This is a genomic window from Streptomyces sp. NPDC017246 (assembly GCF_044331325.1).
GTDB lineage: Bacteria > Actinomycetota > Actinomycetes > Streptomycetales > Streptomycetaceae > Streptomyces.
This window is the reverse complement of sequence record NZ_JBIRMW010000004.1, coordinates 18,728-36,618: the sequence shown is the minus strand read 5'-3', so window position 1 is coordinate 36,618 and position 17,891 is coordinate 18,728. Positions and strand designations below refer to the sequence as shown.

Annotated in this window: 15 protein-coding genes; 4 read left to right on the top strand and 11 right to left on the bottom strand. The window is 71.7% G+C overall.

Annotation, left to right across the window (positions count from 1 at the left end):
* Positions 1 to 65 precede the first annotated feature (65 nt).
* The 10 genes from ACH4MY_RS11005 to ACH4MY_RS10960 all read right to left on the bottom strand — a co-directional run bounded on the left by ACH4MY_RS11005 (position 66) and on the right by ACH4MY_RS10960 (position 12,531).
* The gene (locus tag ACH4MY_RS11005) at positions 66 to 1,424 is read right to left on the bottom strand and encodes a chloride channel protein (RefSeq protein WP_398000684.1); all 1,359 of its coding nucleotides are present in this window, start codon (positions 1,422 to 1,424) and stop codon (positions 66 to 68) included.
* A gap of 299 nt (positions 1,425 to 1,723) precedes the next feature.
* Positions 1,724 to 2,410 carry a hypothetical protein gene (locus ACH4MY_RS11000; RefSeq protein ID WP_398000681.1) on the bottom strand — a complete coding sequence of 229 codons (687 nt, stop codon included), beginning with the start codon at positions 2,408 to 2,410 and terminating at the stop codon, positions 1,724 to 1,726.
* A 226-nt stretch (positions 2,411 to 2,636) separates the two neighbouring features.
* On the bottom strand, positions 2,637 to 3,563 hold the full coding sequence (locus ACH4MY_RS10995; RefSeq protein WP_398000678.1) for an ABC transporter permease: 927 nt from the start codon (positions 3,561 to 3,563) through the stop codon (positions 2,637 to 2,639).
* Entirely contained in the window at positions 3,560 to 4,672 is a 1,113-nt protein-coding gene (locus ACH4MY_RS10990) for an ABC transporter ATP-binding protein (protein WP_398000676.1), read from the bottom strand. Before ACH4MY_RS10990 ends, ACH4MY_RS10995 begins: the two co-directional genes overlap by 4 nt.
* 152 nt (positions 4,673 to 4,824) lie before the next feature.
* Entirely contained in the window at positions 4,825 to 4,980 is a 156-nt protein-coding gene (locus ACH4MY_RS10985) for a VenA family class IV lanthipeptide (protein WP_266972807.1), read from the bottom strand.
* Positions 4,981 to 5,031: 51 nt separating this feature from the next.
* A complete protein-coding gene (gene lanL / locus ACH4MY_RS10980) occupies positions 5,032 to 7,758 on the bottom strand; it encodes a class IV lanthionine synthetase LanL (RefSeq protein ID WP_398000673.1) in 2,727 nt (908 codons plus the stop codon).
* A gap of 486 nt (positions 7,759 to 8,244) precedes the next feature.
* Positions 8,245 to 9,039 (bottom strand): SDR family NAD(P)-dependent oxidoreductase, encoded by a 795-nt coding sequence (locus ACH4MY_RS10975; protein ID WP_398000670.1) that lies wholly within the window; start codon positions 9,037 to 9,039, stop codon positions 8,245 to 8,247.
* 168 nt (positions 9,040 to 9,207) lie between these two features.
* Positions 9,208 to 10,611 carry a sulfatase gene (locus ACH4MY_RS10970; RefSeq protein WP_398000667.1) on the bottom strand — a complete coding sequence of 468 codons (1,404 nt, stop codon included), beginning with the start codon at positions 10,609 to 10,611 and terminating at the stop codon, positions 9,208 to 9,210.
* A gap of 97 nt (positions 10,612 to 10,708) precedes the next feature.
* Positions 10,709 to 10,801, bottom strand: a complete 93-nt coding sequence (locus tag ACH4MY_RS10965) for a putative leader peptide (RefSeq protein WP_398000664.1) — start codon at positions 10,799 to 10,801, stop codon at positions 10,709 to 10,711.
* Positions 10,802 to 11,085: 284 nt separating this feature from the next.
* Positions 11,086 to 12,531 carry a purine-cytosine permease family protein gene (locus ACH4MY_RS10960; protein WP_398000661.1) on the bottom strand — a complete coding sequence of 482 codons (1,446 nt, stop codon included), beginning with the start codon at positions 12,529 to 12,531 and terminating at the stop codon, positions 11,086 to 11,088.
* Positions 12,532 to 12,762: 231 nt separating this feature from the next.
* On the opposite strand from ACH4MY_RS10960, the gene ACH4MY_RS10955 reads away from it, so the two are divergent.
* From ACH4MY_RS10955 to zwf, 4 genes are all read left to right on the top strand, one after another.
* Positions 12,763 to 13,443 carry a class I SAM-dependent methyltransferase gene (locus ACH4MY_RS10955; RefSeq protein WP_398000658.1) on the top strand — a complete coding sequence of 227 codons (681 nt, stop codon included), beginning with the start codon at positions 12,763 to 12,765 and terminating at the stop codon, positions 13,441 to 13,443.
* A 41-nt stretch (positions 13,444 to 13,484) separates the two neighbouring features.
* On the top strand, positions 13,485 to 14,111 hold the full coding sequence (locus tag ACH4MY_RS10950; protein WP_398000656.1) for a hypothetical protein: 627 nt from the start codon (positions 13,485 to 13,487) through the stop codon (positions 14,109 to 14,111).
* Between the two features lie 237 nt (positions 14,112 to 14,348).
* The gene (locus ACH4MY_RS10945; protein ID WP_398000653.1) at positions 14,349 to 15,191 is read left to right on the top strand and encodes a universal stress protein; all 843 of its coding nucleotides are present in this window, start codon (positions 14,349 to 14,351) and stop codon (positions 15,189 to 15,191) included.
* A 203-nt stretch (positions 15,192 to 15,394) separates the two neighbouring features.
* A complete protein-coding gene (gene zwf, locus ACH4MY_RS10940) occupies positions 15,395 to 16,846 on the top strand; it encodes a glucose-6-phosphate dehydrogenase (protein WP_398000650.1) in 1,452 nt (483 codons plus the stop codon).
* A 137-nt stretch (positions 16,847 to 16,983) separates the two neighbouring features.
* Here the strand turns inward: zwf and ACH4MY_RS10935 are convergent, their stop codons facing one another.
* The gene (locus tag ACH4MY_RS10935; protein WP_398000647.1) at positions 16,984 to 17,871 is read right to left on the bottom strand and encodes a LysR family transcriptional regulator; all 888 of its coding nucleotides are present in this window, start codon (positions 17,869 to 17,871) and stop codon (positions 16,984 to 16,986) included.
* Positions 17,872 to 17,891 lie beyond the last annotated feature (20 nt).

Sequence of the window (17,891 nt, the reverse complement as noted above, 5' to 3'; positions counted from 1 at the left end):
GCCGGAAGCCCAGCACTGGGGAATCCCCGACCGGCTGGCGTGTGTGCACCGCCCCGCACGTGACGTCACCGCGCCCTCGGGACTTCGGGTGCGGGAGCCTGCGCCTCACCGGTCGGCGCCGGGCTGAGTCGCTTCGACACGACATAGGCGACCACGACCGTGACGATGACGAGCGGCATGACGGTGAGGCCCTGCGATCCCAGCATCAGGGTGGCCAGCATCACCGAGGTCAGCGGGAGCCCGAGCATGGTGACCGACATGGCACCGATCCCCATCGCGAACGCGGGGGTGAGCTCCAGCCCCGGTAGGTGGGACAGCGCGATCCCACCCGTCGCCCCCAGGAACATCGCCGGGAAGATCGGGCCTCCTCTGAACGCGCTCAGCGAGGCGCAGTACGCCAGTCCCTTGCACACGACGAGCAGGGTCAACGTACCGACGGAGTACTCGGCGCTGTTCGCGAGCAGCGGGCCGAGGGCGGCCTGCCCCGAGTACAGCACCTCGGTCGCGGCTCTCCCCGTGCCCTCGGCGAAGGCGATGGCGAGCCCCGCGACCACCAGACCCATCAGCACGGTGACGGTTACCCGGCGCCGCTCGACATGGGGCTGTACGAGAAGGGCGAGGCGCCGGATGCCCGTGCCGACGAGGGCCGCCACCAGCCCGATGACGAGCGCCCAGCCGAACTCGGCGACATCGGGCGTGTCGGCATGCGGGACCTCCGGAAGCGCCAGGGAGTACGTGCCGAGACCGGTCCAGCCGTCCAGGCCGATGAAGACGAGCGAGCCGACGCCCGCGGCGAGCAGGCCCGGCACCAGGACGACCCCGAGCATCGGCCCGCCGATTCCCGACGCCTCCATGAGGAGGAACGCCCCCGTGAGGGGCGACCCGAGCAGGGTGCTGACCGCGGCGAAGCTTCCGGCGGCGCCGACCACGGCCCTCACCTGCTGCGGCAGGTCCGGCTTGAGCAGGCGTACGAGCCAGATGGCCGTGCCGCTGCCGAGGGCGATGAGCGGGGCCTCGGGACCGAGGACGGCACCGAGGGCCAGCGTGGCGACGGCGGCGACGAGGATGCCGGGAAGTTCGCGCGGCTCCGGCGCGCCTGCCGTCGACAGCCCCTCGGCGGGCTTGTGGCCGCCGGTTCCGGGGAGGTGGCGGATGGCCGCTCCGACCAGCAGGCCCGCGACGCCGAGCAGCGGCAGGGGCCACCAGGGAGGGGTTGCCTGGAAGCCCAGCGCCTTGGGCAGGTCGGTGTAGGTCCACGGCTGGAGCTCGTTGACCAGAGCGAGGAAGCCGTACGCAGCCGCGGAGATCGGCACTCCGAGCGCCGCGGCCATGATGAGAAGCCCGACGTAGCCGCGGGTCCTGACCAGGGCGAAGGGATCCGGCGGCGGCGCGCCAGGTGCTCCGACGGGACTGTCGGCCGACATGCGCATCAGCTCCTTGGCTCGACATTCGTCGGGATCGCGGCGGTTCGGCGGCGTCGTCCTGACGTGGTATCACGTGTCGGTCGCCGCACAGGGCCGGGCTCACCGCCTTGGTGCGGCGGTGGAGTGACGGTCATTCAGGCGGGCCAAAGGACTCGTCGGGCGGCTCACCCGATTGGGTCTGCGCCGTCAGCGAGCGAGCAGGCACCGCTTCCGCCGGCCGGGACCGCCGGCGGCGGGCGGAGGCTCGCGGTGCTCATCACGTCCCGTGTTCTCTTGAGCGCCGCCGAGGGGCCCGCTCGTCAGGTGAGGACGTTGACGGCACGGGCGACCACGAGCCCGAGAATGAGCAGGGAGACGAGGGACTGAATGCCCATGGCGATCTTGGCCCAAGGGGCCAGCGGCATGACGTCGGTGGGGCTGAAGGCGGTGGCGTTGGTGAGCGCCAGGTAGAGGTAGTCGACGAAGCGGGGCCGCCAGCCGGCGCCGCTCAGCCGGGGCTCGATCTGTTGGGGGAAGGCGAGTGCGGGCGTGGAGGGCATGCGGTGGGCGCGGGCGGCGGCCCCACCGCTGTCGAGTTCGAAGTACAGCAGCGAGAAGGCGAGGACGGTGCCCGCCCACACCGTGCCGCCGGTCTGCAGCAGATCGACGGCGGAGCTGGTCTCCTTCCCGGCATGGAGGATGTCGTCGACCAGTTGAACGGTCGACCAGACGGCGCTGAGGGCCAGAACCCCCACCAGGGCGATCGACATGCCCCGCAGGGCGGCCGAGCGCCGGTCGATCCGGCCCGGATCGCCGGCGATGAGCGCCAGCAGCAGCAGTCCCTCGACGACGGGGATGACCCAGCGAGGCGCCAGACGGAGATCGTCGGGGAGCAGAAGGGTCAGCCCCATGGCGGCGACGACGGCCGCCGCCATCGGCCATCGGGCCTCGCCGACGACCTCGTCCGGCCTCGGGCTCTCGGTTGGCTCGGCGGTGCGTCCGGTCACGATGGCGGCCCTTACGGTCGAGTGTGGAGCGCATGGCGCTGTCCTGCCCTCGGAAGGTATAGCTGGCCGGCGGTCGGATGTCGGATCTCACGCGCGGCGCACGACAGCCCCGGCCCCGCCCGGCTGCCCGCGCGCAGGAGAGAGGCGCCTGACCGGGGCACCAGCCCAGGTCAGACGCCCCTTCTCAGGTCCCTGGAAGAAGCCGGGCTCCTTCCGGCGCGGTGTGTCATTCCGGACGGTTGAAGCGGCGCGCGGCCCAGAGCAGGGCGACGGTGCCGAGGGCGAGGAGGAGTCCGGCCTCAAGGAGGAGGGGCGGCTGCCGGCCGGCCCACTCGATGCCGGTGGCGGCCTGCTGGTCGGGTACGCGGGAGGTGACGCACCGACGCAACAGGTCCACCGCCAGGGCCAGGGGGTTGGCGCCGGCGAGCGCGTGTGCCCAGCCGGGCAGGGACTGCAGCGGGAAGAAGCCGCCGGAGAGGAACAGCAGCGGCATCATGATCAGACCGAGGAGGGTGTGGAACGTCTCCGCCCTGCGCAGGGACACGGCCAGGACCAGGGCCAGGGCCGTGATGGTGAACGAGGCCAGGATCATCCCGCCGAGGAGCATGACCAGGAGCAGCGGGTCGTAGGGCAGACCGACCGTGCCGACGAGGCCGAGCAGGACGGCGCCTTGCGCCGTCGCGGTCAGGGTGCCGCCGGCGCAATGCCCCAGGAGGAGCGTGGCGCGACTGACGGGAGCCATGAGGAGCTCCCGCACGTAGCCGCTCTGCCGGTCGGTGATCAGACGGATGCCGACCATGATGGCCGGTGTCTGCACCGTCATCATCAGGATGCCGGGGAAGAGATACGTCTGGTAGCCGACGCCCAGGGAGGAGCGGGGGATGAGGGCGGCCAGCCCGCCTCCCAGGATGAGGAGGTAGAGCATCGGGTGGAGCAGCATCAGCGCGGTGTGGGTGCGCTGGCCCGCCAGGCGCAGCAGGTCACGGTGGACCAGGGCGTGGATCGCGCGCAGTTCGCGCCGGAGACGGGACGCGCGCCCCCTGTCGTGGCTGCGGAAGTCGTCGGAGGAGCAGGAGTCGCCGGGTGCGCCGGGTGTGCCCAGGGCGCCCGCGCCGTCCGGAGCGTCCGGGGCCTTCACACTGAGTTCGGTCATCGGCTGCCGCCGGTTTCGGACGTGGTCGCGCTCGGGGTGGGGCCGGCCGGCGCGCGGCCGGCCTTGCTGGCGTCGAGGCTGCGGCCGGTGTGGTGGAAGAAGACGTCGTCAAGGGTGGGCGGGGCGGCGGAAGCGGCGTGTACGGCGATGGCATGGCCTTGCAGCGCCGCGCACAGGCGCGGAATCCAGCCGCTGCCGCCCGGCACCCGCAGGGAGACGCCGTCGGCGTCCACCGTGACGGTGCGGTCGGGTGGCACGAGGGCGCGCACGATCCGCTGTGCCGCCGGGTCGTCGCCGGTACGCAGGACGACCCGGTCGTCCCCGATCGCGGCCTTCAGCGCGAGGGGCGTGCCCTGCGCCACCACCTGGCCGTGGTCGATGATGGCGATGCGATCACAGTGCTCCGCCTCCTCCAGGTAATGGGTGGTGACGAAGAGGGTGCTGCCGTCCCGGTCGCGCAGCGCCCGCAGATGCTCCCAGACCTGGGCGCGGGCATGCGGGTCGAGTCCGGTGGTCGGCTCGTCCAGGAACAGCACGCGTGGGGAGTGCAGCAGGGCCCGCGAGATCTCCAGGCGCCGCCGCATGCCGCCGGACAGGGTGCGTACCGGGGAGCGCCGCCGCTCCGTCAGCCCGGCCGTCTCGATCACCTCCGCAGCGCGTGAGCGGGCACGGCGGCGGGGCAGCCCGTAGAGGCGCGCGTGGATGTGGAGGTTCTGCTCGACCGTCAGGTCCACATCCAGAGCGCTGTGCTGGAAGAGCAGGCCGACACGTCGCCGTACCTCGTGGGGCGCACTGAGCACGTCGGCACCGGCGACGGTGGCGTGACCGGCGGTGGGACGGGCCAGGCCGCACAGCACCGTGATGGTGGTGGACTTCCCCGCGCCGTTGGGCCCGAGGAAGGCGAACGTCTCCCCCTGCCGCACGTCCAGGTCCAGGCCGCGAACCGCGTGGGTGGTGGTGCCCTGCGGGCCCGGGTAGCTCTTGACCAGGCCGCGCATGCTGATGGCGCTGACGGGCTCGGGACCGGGGCGGACCGTGGGCGGGGTGGTGCCGGCGGCTGTCATGAGGGTCGCCGGGGCGAGGTCGTCGACACCGGAGGGTGGTTGCATGTGGTCTCGTCCTCATCACCGGCTGGGGGCTGCTTGCGGTCGGGGTCCTCGTCCGCGGCTGTCGTCGGCGAGGAGGGAGACGGGTGGTTCCGGGGACGACATCCGGCCGGCGGTTTCCCGGGTGGCCGCCGGCCGGATGTCGGGCGCCGGTGCTACGCGCAGCTGATGCCGATACAGACCGTGTTGAGGAGGGTCAGCAGGCCGACGCACTCACACGTCGCGGCGAAGGGCGCTCCGTCGACACCGACGGGGTCGGTCTCCGGAAGGGCGTGGAGGTGGGCCAGCAGTTCGATGTCGTTGTTCTCCATGGTTCTCTCCTTCGTTTTCGTGTTACGAGCCGGCGACAGACTTGCTGCCGCTCAGACCGGCTGCTGGACCATCCAGTGCCGGGGGTCTGCGTGACGGATCCGCGTGAGGAAGGCCAGGATTCCCGCGGATCCGTCGCTCCAGCTGGTCGAGACGTCCCCGTACTCGTTGGGGAAGACCACCTGGGCATGGCGGTGGGCGCTCTCACTGAGGATGAGGCGGCCCAAGTCGTCGGCCATGGTCCGGTACACGGGGTCACCCGTGGCGTCGGCCATGTCGAGGAGGAAGTCACCGTTGCCCGCCAGACCGTGGCACTGGGCCAGGGCGGCGCGGGAGGCGCGTTCGACGACGGCGTGCGTACTGCAGCGGGCGAGTTCGCCGAACCTGTCGTCCCCGGTGGCCTGCCACAGCCGGACGAGGAAGGATCCGATGCCCGCCGCGCCGTGGCACCAGTACGGGGCCGTGGGCAGGTCCGCGGACTGGGCGGGCCATTGGGCGGCCTCGCCGATGTGCACGGCGCAGGCCGACAGGTGCTCGCCGGCCTCCACCGCGAGGTCCAGGTGCTCCGGGCGCCGCGAGACGGTGAAGGCGGCGAGGAGGAAGCAGCCGATCCCGGCCGTTCCATGGGCGAAGCCGAGGTAGCGTTTGCCGCCCTCGGAGGAGGCGGCTTCCCCGGGTACCGGCCAGCTCACCCCGTCCCGACCGCGCTGCGCCGCGGCGGCCAGCCGGTCGGCCGCGTCGACGACCAGTTCGGCGAAGCGCGGATCCCCGGTGCGGTGCCACAGGTGGGCGGCGGCCAGCCCGCTTCCCGCACTGCCGTGGGTGATGTCGTGATGGGGAGTCACCTGCTGCGGGGCCAGAGCCAGAGCCACCGCGTGGTCCACGAGTCCCCGGTCGTCCACGGCGCGCCCGGCGTCGTACAGCGCCCACGCGGTTCCGCGTCCGCCGAAGTGCAGGCCGGGGCGTGTGGAGCGGAGATCGGTGCGGCCCGCGATCCAGTGGCCCGCGGTGGAGATCAGCGCGGGCAGACGGTCGTCACCGGTCAGTTCCCAGTACCGCGTCAGGACGGCCAGGACTCCGGCCGCACCCTGCTGCACGGTGCAGGGGTCGGTCTCCCCGGCCATGGTGGACACGGGCCACAGCCGACGTTCGTCCGCCGGGGTCATCGCATCGACGAGATGGTCCACGATCCCGGTCACCGCGTCGCGCGGACCCTCACTCGTGCCGTCGTTCCGGTCGTCGTGCCGAGGGTCGCTCAGTCGGTCGTTCCGCAGGACGTGTCGAGCGTGTGGGGCAGCCCGGTTCAGCGGCCGCTCGGCGTCCGCCCTCCGGAGAGCCTCGCGCGCCCGGGTCGGGTCCCATCGCTCGGCCGGGTCGTCCTTCATCAGCCCGAGGATCATCTCCACGAGGGCCCCCGGCAGTCGAAGCGGCCCCGTGCAGGCGGCCAGCCATGCGGCGAGCCGCTGCTCCGTCGCCCTTGTGGCGGGCTCCTCGGGCAGCAGGTTCGGTACCTTTCCGGCCAGCACGAGGCACGCGGTGGCACCGAGGCTGTAGTAGTCGCCCGTCGGGCTGACGGGCGCGTCGGACAGGCGTTCCGGGGGGCTGAAGCCGGGGGTTCCCACGCGGGTCGGGAGGGCGGTCTCGTCTTCCAGGACCGCGAGTTCGAGGTCGATGAGGCGCAGCTCGCCGTCCGGACGGACCATGACGTTGCCGGGTGTGAAGTCCCGCAGGACACAGCCCCGCGCGTGCGCCGCGGCGACCAGGTCCACCAGACGCCCGACCTGCGCCCGCGCGTCGGCGCGGTAGCGTTCCGCTCCGACGTCGCGGAAGTGCTCGGCGACCCAGGTACGCAGGGTGACGCCCGGTACTTCGGCCTGGGCCAGGAAGAGGTGCCCGGCGTGCTCGAACAACCCCAGCGGCTCCGGAGCCAGGCCCGTGCCCTCGAGCTTCTCCAACGTCCGGGCCTCGGCGCGCAGCCAGTCGCGGACGTCACAGCCGGAGGCGTCGGCCTCCACGTGCGGCCGGGCTTCCTTGATCACCACGAGGGCGCCCGTACGGACGTCGCTGCCCCGGTAGACGCCGCCCTTGTTCGTGTGCCGGATCGCCTCCCGTACCGCGAAACGACCACCGAGCAGCACCGGAGCACTCGCCCCGTCCGCCCCCTCCGCCGCGCGCGGCACGACGGGACCCGGGGCGGGGAAGGGGGAGACCGCCCAAGGCGGCGGAGAGTACTGGCCGGTGCGCTTGTCCTCCACGGGATTGCCGTCGGGGTCCTCGATGAACCACACGAGCAGGCCGTCGTCCGAGAGCCGCCTCCGGCCGACGAACGAGCCGTACCGGTAGTGCACCAGTGAGTGGACGGCGTACGCCTGGTCGGACAGGATCCGAGGGCCGGCCAGGCCCGCAGTGGCCCCGTGCAGCTCGTGGGCGAGCCGGGCCGCCTCGTCGTCGGAGCGGGGATAGACGGTGATGAACTTGCCGGAGCTTCCCCGTGGTGTGGCACGGGAGTTGAGCGCACTCACCTGGTCGAGCGACCGGGCGAACTTGAACGCCGATTCCTCCCGCAGCAGCACCTCCAGGGCCTTCTCGAGGACAGCCGGCGCGGAGGCGGCCGTCGCCGACACGTGCAGCTTCCACCCCTGCTCGCGCCGTGTGCCGGACTCCGGCGTGACACGGCACCACATCTCGTCCGAGTCGGTCGCCCAACGCTCCGTACCCGTGGCGTCCAGCGCCGTGCGGAGAAGGCCTTCCAGTTCTACTTCGGTAACCTGGCTCGTCATTCGTGTCCCTGTTCGTGTCCTTCTCGACGGTGAGGTCCGCTGACCGGAAGGTGCCCGTGCACATCACCGGACCAACACACCAACACCCGCATTCACTTGATCCGGCGAGCGCACTCAGCGCGATGGCGCGGCCCAAAGGTGCGCCCAGCGCAGAAGCAGGCTCACGAGCCCCCGCAACGCGAACCCCGCACGTCATCCGGGGCAGGGCAGGGCAGGGCAGGGCAGACCAGGGCAGGCCAGGGCATGGCGCAGCCAGGGCAAAGCGAGGCGAGGAAAGGTTGGGACAGTGGCAGACGCAGGCGCAGGCGCAGCCCAGACTCACGCCCCGGCATGGCGGGGGACCCGTGTCCGGCGGCGCCACGTCACGGATGTCGCAGGCCGACGCCTCTCACCCGCTGTGACAGCGCAGACCGGCGGAGAGCGCCGGAGCCGACAGGTGGCGCGGCGTGTGAAGGGCAGCTCGCCGCGCGGCTGCGGGCATCTCCGCTACGGCAGGATGGAGTCGACGTACCCGCCGTCCACGCGCAGCGCGCCGCCGGTCGTGGCGGACGCCTGGTCGGAGGCGAGGTAGACCACCATGTTGGCGATCTCCGCGGGTTCGATGAGCCGCCGCAGCAGGGATTGCGGACGGTACTCGCGCATGAAGACGCGTTGCGCTTCGTCCCACGGCAGAGCACGGTCCACCAGCTCGTACACGAACTCCTCCACGCCCCCCGTGTGCGTGGGGCCGGCGATGACGGAATTGACGGTGACACCGGTCCCCGCCGCCTGCTTGGCGAAGCCGCGCGTGACCGCCAGAAGGGCTGTCTTGGACATGCCGTAGTGGATCATCTCGGCGGGAATCGCCACCGCCGAGTCGCTCGCGATGTTCTGGATCCGTCCCCAGCCGCGCTCGTTCATGCCAGGCAGGTACTGACGGATGAGCCGGACCGCCGCCAGGACGTTCACCTCGAAGTAGCGCCGCCACTCGTCGTCGCTGATCTTCAGCGGGTCGGCCTCGCCGAAGACGCCGAGGTTGTTCACCAGGATGTCCATGTGCGGCAGCACGTCGGCGGCCACCTGTGCTCCTCGCTCGGTGGCGACGTCGGCGACCACCGGAACCAGGTCGGCCTCGGGGGCCTCGGCCCGCATGCGTGCGACGGCCTGCTCGACGCGTTCCTCGGTCCGCCCGTTGACGCCGACACGGGCTCCGGCCCGGGCGAGTCCGGTGGCGATGGCGGCGCCGATCCCCTGGGTGGAGCCGGTGACCAGTGCGGTACGTCGTCTCAGGTCGATGAGCATGGTCGGACGTACTCCTCACAGAACTCGACGAGTCCCTCGGTCACCGCTACCCGTTCCTTTTACCCGCCCGGTGACGGAGCGCATCAGAAACCCGGTGCCACCCTTCGTACGGCCCACACGGCGGAGCGCGCCCGGAGAGGCGTGCCCCGCCGCGCGGGCCGTCGGGGCTCAGTAGCGGAGCAGTCCCGCGTCGATCCGCTCCCAGACGGCCCGCAGCTCGGCGAGTCGGGACGGCTCGAAGGGTGCCCGGTCCGCCTGTTCGCGTGAGTCCTCGGACAGCTGGAAGAGCTGGTCGCGGCCGGACTTGCCCCGGTAGTACTTCCAGTCGCCCCGGCGCAGCGCCCGCTCGCCCCGCACCCGCCAGAAGAGGTCCCGCTCGGGCACGTCGGCGCCGCGGAGCAGATGTCCCGCGAGGCTGGTGCCGTCGAGGGGGTACGCGGGATGGGGGCGGGCTCCGGCCAGCTCCAGCAGTGTCGCCGTCCAGTCGGGCGAGAACACCGGCAGGTCGCTGACCTGCCCGCCGTCGATCCTGGCGGGCCAGCGGAGGATCGAGGGGACGCGGATGCCGCCCTCCTGAAGCGAGCCCTTGTTCCCGGCGAGCGGCCAGTTGTAGGAGAAGCGCTCGCCGCCGTTGTCGCTGGCGAAGAAGACGAGGGTGTCCTGCTCCTGGCCGGAGCGCTTCAGGGCCTTGAGGACCTGCCCGATCGAACGGTCGAGGTCCTCGACCATCTCCTTGTACTTCTCGACGGAGCCGCCGTCCTGGTGCCAGAGGGCGGAGCGGTCGCCGGCCTTGATGCGCCGGACGATCTCGTCGCTCGCCCCCTTGTCGCCGTCGGCGATCCAAGGCCAGTGCGGGGTGGTGAAGTTCAGGTTGAGCAGCCAGGGCTTGTCGTGCTCGCGGCCGACGTACTCGCTCGCCCGCTCGGTGAGGATCCGAGTGTAGTAGCGCAGGTCCTTGTACTCGGCATCGCCCTCGTAGAGGTCGTACTCGCCGCCGAGCCCGAGCTTGGAGTAGTACTCCAGGGCCCCGCCGAAGTTGCCGAAGAACTCGTCCCAGCCGGATCGCGTGGGGGAGTAGTCGGGCAGGTGGCCGCAATGCCACTTCCCGATGAGGGCGGTGGCGTAGCCGGAGTCCCGGAGGAGCGAGGCGAGCGTCGGATGGGTGGGTTCCAGGCCGACGGACTTGTCGGCTATCGGCTCGGCGAGCCCGCCCTTCGTACGGCCCGGGTAGCGGCCGGTGTAGAGGCTGAAGCGGGTGGGGGAGCAGGTCGCGGAGCCGGAGTAGGCATCGGTGAAGCGGACACCGTCGCGTGCGAGGCGGTCCAGGTGGGGGGTGCGGATGTGCGGGGAGCCGTACGAGGAGAGGTCGGCCCAGCCGAGGTCGTCGCCCAGGATGAAGAGGATGTTGGGTCGCCGGGAGTGGCGGCGGGGGTGCGCGGCCCGGAAGGGCCGCTCCCGCGGGTCGGCCGCGGGGGCCGCCTGTGCGGCGGACGCGGTGGCTCCGATGGCGGCGGCAGCCGCGGCACCGGCGGCGACCCCGCCGAGGGCTCGGCGGGACAGGGGCGTGGACATACGGGTCTCCAGGAGGGCGTGCGTGCAGGCCTCCGAGGCCCGGCGGACGGGGCGGGCGCGGGAGGCGTGGGTGCGGGGTGAGCCGGAAGGCGGCCGGTCAGGTGCAGCGACAGACAGCGCTCGCGACACGGACGAGGTCCACGTGTCGGCGCTGGAAGGTGGTGACCGAGCGGTCACGCGGGGGCTGCATGAGCCAGGAGTCTCGTCGAGGCGGATGGGGCCGTCAACGGCGTACGGGCTGGTCGACGCGCGTAGTTCGCATGATCGAAACGCGGGCGGGCGACGGGAGGTGAGCTCCGCTCCTCGCCTCGGACGGGGACGACGCACGAGGAGTGTGTCACCGCATGACCACGAAGATGTGTGCCGGTCGATGAACGACAACGCATGACGACGCGTCGGGCCGAGCGGTCGTACCGCTCTCGCCCGACGTCGCCGCCCGGTGGGCGCACGGCGCGCCCGTGAGGTGAGTCCCGGTCAGCCGACCGGCGCAGCCGTGCCGTCGGCCTCGGTGACGACCGGGTGGACGGTCTCGGCGGGCGGGTCGGCCGTGCGCCGCACCCACAGCCAGTACAGCGCCGCGGTGACCACGAGCCCGACGATCCACGAGATGTCGGCGCCGTCGAGCCTCTTGGTGATCGCGCCGGTGTACAGCTTGGTGGCCAGGAACGGGATCTGGACGGCGACCCCCACGACGTAGCAGGTCAGGGCGGTGGCGTTCCAGCGGCCGTAGCGGCCGTTCGGGTCGTACAGGGCGGGGATGTCGACGCGTTCGCGGGAGACCAGGTAGTAGTCGACCAGGTTGATCGCACTCCACGGGGTGAACACCATCAGGATCAGGAGCACGAAGTTCTTGAAGTTGTTCAGGAAGTCGTCGCTGGCGGCCAGCGCGATGGCCATCGATACGGCGGTGAAGCCGACGATGTAGGTGGCACGGGCGGCGGCAGAGACGCGAGAGCGGCCGTCGAACGCCGTGACGGTGGTCAGGATCGACATGAAGCCGCCGTAGGCGTTGAGACAGTTGACCGTCAGCTTGCCGACCACGATCACCAGGTAGATCAGGAAGGCGAGGGCCGCGGGCCCGGCGAGGTCACCGAGGAAGCCCACCTGGTCGCTGAGGAAGGTCTTGCCGGCGACGGCGGCGGTCAGCGCCCCCAGCGTCATGGCCCACTGGGAGCCGATGACGGAGCCGGCGAAGGTGGACCAGAACGTCGCACGCGTGCTGGTGTCGCGCGGCAGGTAGCGCGAGTAGTCGGCGACGTACGGGCCGAAGGTCAGCTGCCATCCGGCGCCGAGGCCCACGGCGAGGAGGAAGGTCGCCGCGTCGAAGCCCTTGTTCCCGATGTGCGCGCCGACGTCGTACTGCGTGAACAGCCGCACCAGCAGGTAGCCGAGACCGAGTACGCCGACGACGGTGGCGATCCGGCCGGCGATGTGGATGAGCCGGTAGCCGGTGACCGCGACCACGGCGGTCAGAGCGCCGAAGACGAGGATGCCGGCGTCCGTGTTGTCGATGTGCAGCAACTCGGACAGCGCCTGGCCCGCCAGGACACTGCCGGTCGCGGCGAAGCCGAGGTACATGAGGATCACCAACAGCAGCGGCAGGACCGCCCCGTGGACGCCGAACTGGGCGCGGCTGGAGATCATCTGCGGGACGCCGAGCCGTGGTCCCTGCGCGGAGTGCAGTGCCATCACGATGCCACCGAGCAGGTTGCCGATCAGCAGAGCGGGTATCGCCCACAGCGCGTCGGCGCCGAAGACGACGGACAGCGCGCCGTCGACGATCGCGGTGATCTGCATGTTGGCGCCGAACCACAGCGTGAACTGGCTGCGCGGCGTGCCGTGGCGCTCGGCGTCCGGGATGACCTCGATGGTGCGAGTCTCCATCGAGAGTCGCTCCCCGGGGGTGTGCTGGACCGGCATGGTGAAGACCTCTCCCGCAGCGATTCCGGTGTGTCCGGACGGTGCGCAGCCGTTGGCACGTGCTGCGTGCGCCGAATCTCGCATAGGGTTAAACAGGTATCAAGATTCTGAATGGATAATTTCAAAACCGTTGTCCGGGTGCGGGACCCACACCCCGCACATCACCTCTCCCTTTTGCCGGACCGGCAAAACGCGCGGCACGAGGGGGACAGGAGGAGCGATGGTGGGTCCGTGACCGAAGACATCGCAGCGGGACCGCCCGCGCCCGAAGCTCCCTCTCCCATCGACAGCTACGAGGGAGACCCCGCGGTACGAGCGGAATGGGACAACCGCTACGCCGACCGGCAGCAACTCTGGAGCGGCCGGCCCAACGGCGCGCTCGTCGCGGAGACTGCCGGGCTCACCCCCGGGCGGGTGCTCGACGTCGGCTGCGGAGAGGGCGCGGACGCCATCTGGCTGGCGCACCGCGGCTGGGACGTGACCGCGCTCGAGGTCTCGGGCGTGGCCCTGGAACGGGCGGTCGGGCACGCACGGGACGCGGGCGCCGCCGTTCACTGGGTCCACGCCGCACTCACGGACGCGGCGCTCCCGCCGGCCTCCTTCGACCTGGTCTCCGCGCAGTACCCGGCCCTGCTGCGCACCTCCGACGCCGCCGCCGAGCGGGCGTTGATCGAGGCCGTCGCGGTCGGCGGTGTCCTGCTGCTCGTCCATCACGCGGGAATGGACACCCGCCCGCCGGACGAAAGCGGCTTCGACCCGGCCGACTACGTCTGGCCCTCCATGGTCACGGCCCTCCTCGGCGACGACTGGGTGGTCGAGGTCGACGAGCAGCGCGCCCGCGTGGCACCCGACGGAGGAGCCGGCGCGCACCACACCGATGACCTGGTGCTACGCGCCCGCCGATTGAGCTGATCTTGAACCGGGAAGCGGCGGGTCGAACTAGTCTTCGTATCATGGCTTTGCGACCTGACGAGTTCTACGACCACGCGCTCGCCGCCTCCGACGCCGAGCGGCGCCTCCCGCTCGCGCGCATGACGGGGTGGAGCATCAGCCCCTTCGAAGCGGACGGATTGCGCGTCTCACCCCTGCGTCCTCCCGTGCTGCCCGAGCCCCCGCGACACGGTGAGGACCCGGCGGACTGCGACGCGTGCCGTGACCGAGGAGACGGGATCTGGTTCAACGACAGGTGGCGGCTCACTCGGATCGAGGGAGTCGGAGTGCCGCTGGTGCTCATGCTGCATCCGATCGAGCACTACGACATGGCAGACCTGCCCGACGAGCTGGCGGCCGAGTTGGGGGTCCTGACCACTCACCTCGTCCGCCACGTGCAGGCCCTGCCCCACATCTCGCGCGCCCACGTCTACCGCATCGGGGACGGAGGCGCCCACCTGCACATCTGGTTCTTCGCCCGGCCCGAGGGACAGTCCCAGCTGTACGGATCATGGATGCCCGTCTGGGACGATCTGCTGCCGGAGTACCCGGCGGACGTCGCCGAGGCGGACGCGGCGATCGTGGCGGCCGCGTTGGTCGCCTCCGCCGGGGGCCGCCGCCCGGCCGCCGGTGAAGCGCCGAACAACTGATTCAACGGACTGCCGCCCGTCCCGGGGCCGGACGCCGCACGCCGAGCGCCGGTCCGGCACCCGGTACGAGCGGCATCGGCTCTCCCGCGCGTGAGGAGCCCACCGAGCCACGCCGACGACTCCAGGACTCCACCACTCCACGACTTCACCGTCACGAACACGGAACGCCGCGCCGCTCAGTCGCTCTGTCGCCATGCCGGGGGTGCCGGACTCCCGCGAGGGCTCCAGAGTGGGCCCATGAAGCAGATCGCGGTAGGAGTGAACGGATCCGACGGGAGCCTGGCGGCGGTCGCCTGGGCAGCGGGGGAGGCAGTGTCGCGAGGAGCCGGGCTCCAGCTGGTGAACGCGTCGCTGTGGCCCGAACACCAGGTCGTCGCCGTACGGGAGTCACGGGACGTGCGTACGGAGCGGGCGAGGGCCCTGCTGGCGGAGGCCAGTGAGCGCGCCCGCGCGAGTCACCCGGATGTCGTCACCGCGGCCGAGGAGACCGAGGACGCGCCCGCCCGGCTTCTGCTGGCCCGTGCGGCCGATGCCGAGCTGCTGGTCCTGGGCTCGCATCGCGCGGGCAACGGCTCCGGATACGTCTCCGGCCATGTGGCCCAGGAGGTCCTGGCCGCGGCGGAACGCCCCGTCGTGCTGGTACGGGAAGGCACCGCCCCGGGCGGCGACCAGCGGGTCGTCGTCGGTCTGGACGTACAGCACCCCGCGGACGAGCTGCTGGGCTTCGCCTTCGACTTCGCGGCCCGCCGCGGGGTCCCCCTGCACATCGTCTCGGCCTGGCACTCCGCCCTGCCGCACCACCGCGACGGCAGGGACGGATCCGAGGCGGCCGCTCGGCTGCGAACGGCGCTGACGGCCGCCGCCGAACGCCACAGGAAGCAGTTCGGACAGGTCGATGTGACCGAGGAAGTCGTCCACGACAGGCCCGGCAACAGCCTTCTCGAAGCAGCCTCCGGCGCCGGACTGCTGGTGGTGGGCCGACGGAAGCGGCGGGCCATGCCGGGGACGCACATCGGCGCCGTGACCCAGACGGCGCTCCATCACGTCGCCTGCCCCGTGGCCGTCGTGTCCCACGCCTGAGGCGCCGCCCCCGTCCGCCGCTCCCGCGCGCCCGGGAGTCCGGGCCGGAAGAGCACCGGGGCGGTGCCGTGTCCAGGGGGCTCCGATCAACAGTTCGTCGAAACCGGGCCGTCCCGCAGCGGGTGCACCGACGCGACGCCCACCGGCAGCCCCCACCGCGACGCACGGCGAGTGCGACGGCCGTGCCGAAAGGAAGATCTGACGTGGCCACACCCCAGAGCCCCACCGGGCCCACCCCCGAGGACCACGTCATCGTCATCTCCGGTGCCACCGGCGACCTCGCCCGCCGCAAGCTCCTGCCCGGTCTGTACCACCTGGCCAGAGCGGGACTGCTGCCCGACCGCTACCGGATCATCGGATCGGCCCCCGCAGCCGTCGCCCTCGGCGACGACGCGTTCCGCGCACACGCGCACGAGGCCGTCACCGAGTTCGGCCGGGCCACGCCAGAGGGCCAGGAGTGGCGGGACTTCGAGAGCCGGCTGACCTTCGGCGCCGCCGACCCGGAAGACCCCGGCCCGCTCCTCGCCGCCGTACAGGAGGCCCAGCGGGCGATCGGCGGCAGTCCACGGCTCCTCCACCACCTCGCCGTACCCCCTCAGGCCTGCGCCTCGGTCGTGCGGACGCTCGGTGACGCGGGGCTCGCCCGGGACGCCCGCGTGATCGTGGAGAAGCCGTTCGGTACGGACCTCGCCTCCGCCCGTGCCCTCAACCAGGCCATCCACGCCGTCTTCGACGAGTCCCGCGTCTTCCGCATCGACCACTTCCTGGGCAAGGAGTCCGTCGACAACATCCTCGCCCTGCGCTTCGCCAACGGACTCCTCGAGCCGGTCTGGAACCGCGACCACATCAGCCACGTACAGATCGACGTCCCCGAACACATCGACATCCAGGGCCGCGCCCACTTCTTCGAAGGCACCGGCACCTTCCGCGACATGATCGTCACGCACCTCTTCCAGCTCCTCGGCTTCATCGCCATGGAACCGCCGGTCACCCTGGACGCGAACGCGCTGCGCGCGGAGAAGGACAAGGTCTTCCAGAGCCTGCGCCCCCTCGATCCGGCCCACGTGGTCCGTGGACAGTACGACGGCTACCGGGACGAGTCCGGAGTCGACCCGGCCTCCGACACCGAGACCCTCGCGGCGCTGCGCCTCGAGATCGACAACTGGCGGTGGGCGGGCGTCCCCTTCTACCTGCGCTCCGGCAAGGCCCTCGCCGAGAGCCGGCACGTGATCACCCTCGGCTTCCGCGAGCCACCTCTGCGCATGTTCCCGCTGGCTGCCCAGGAATCCGCAGACGGTCGCCACAACGAGCTGGTCATCGACTTCGAGGACCCCGGCACCATCACGGCGCGCTTCCTCGCGAAGCAGCCCGGCCCCGAGATGCGCCTGGCCCAGGCCGAGATGGTCTTCGACTACGCCGGTTCGTTCAACGAGGACCACGCCCTGGAGGGTTACGAGCGCCTCATCCTGGACGCGATGCTGGGCGACCAGTCCCTCTTCACCGACGCCGCAGGAATCGAACGCCTCTGGGAGGTGGCCGCTCCCCTCCTGCAGTCCCCACCGCCGGTCGAGCCGTACGCCCGGGGATCCTGGGGACCGGACAGCCTGCGCCGGCTCATCGGGCCCCACCGCTGGTATCTGCCCGAGGGCGCCTGACACCGCGACCACGGCCCTTCGCGACTCACCGGGGCAGACCCGACCACAGGCCCCCTCCGGGGAGGGGCCGGAGGTCGTGCGCGGCGCCCGACACCGCGCCCCCCCTGAGCGTCAGGAGCGGCGCGCGATCTCGCACCTCACCGGACGATTCCCCCCTCCAGCAAGGCCATCAGCGCGCGGGCCGCCGGGCTGGTGGCCTGCGGCGGTGGCAGCAGGGCCACCGTCTCGTAGACGGCCTCGCCGGTGTCGGCAAGAGGGACGGCGTGCAGGGAATCCCGCTTGTGCCGGAAGTGCCGCGGTACGGCAGCGACACCGAGGTCCTCCTCCACCAGGTCCAGGAGGCTGTGTACGTCGTTCACCTCCAGGCTCACGGTGCGCGGTACGCCCGCGGTGGCGAAGGTCGCGTCCGTGGCCCGACGCGGTCCCCAGCCGGGGTGGAAGTCGACGAACTCCTCCCCGGTGAGGTCGCGCAGCGCGAGGCCCGGCCCGGCCGTGGCGAGCGGGTGCCCGGGGTGGCACAGAAGAGTCATCGGCTCGGCCGCCAGCGGCACCGAGCGCAGCTGGTCGGAGTCCGCCCGGGTCCGGTACGCGAAGGCCAGGTCGAGACGCCCCCCGGCGACGTCCTCGGCCAGAGCCAGTCCGCCCTCCTGGCGGAGCCGTATCTCCACCTCCGGGTGCCGTCGTCTGAACGTGGCCAGCAGCCCTGCCACGTGCACTCCCGCGACACACTGCTCGGACCCGAGGGAGAGCGTGCCGCGCACCACGCCCTGCACGGCCGCCACCGCCTCGTGCGCGGCCCGTACCTGCGTCAGGATGCGTTCCGCCTCGACCAGCAGCGCCCGCCCGGCCTCCGTCAGGGTCACCCGGCGGGTGCTGCGCACGAACAGCGGAGCCCTCAGATCCCGCTCCAGGGCCCGGATCGACGCGGAGAGACCTGACTGGGAGACCATGAGCCGCTCCGCCGCCCGAGTGAAGTGCCGGGCCTCGGCGACGGCGACGAAGTGCTGGAGATGTCGCAGTTCCATGATTCAGAAGGCTACGCGCT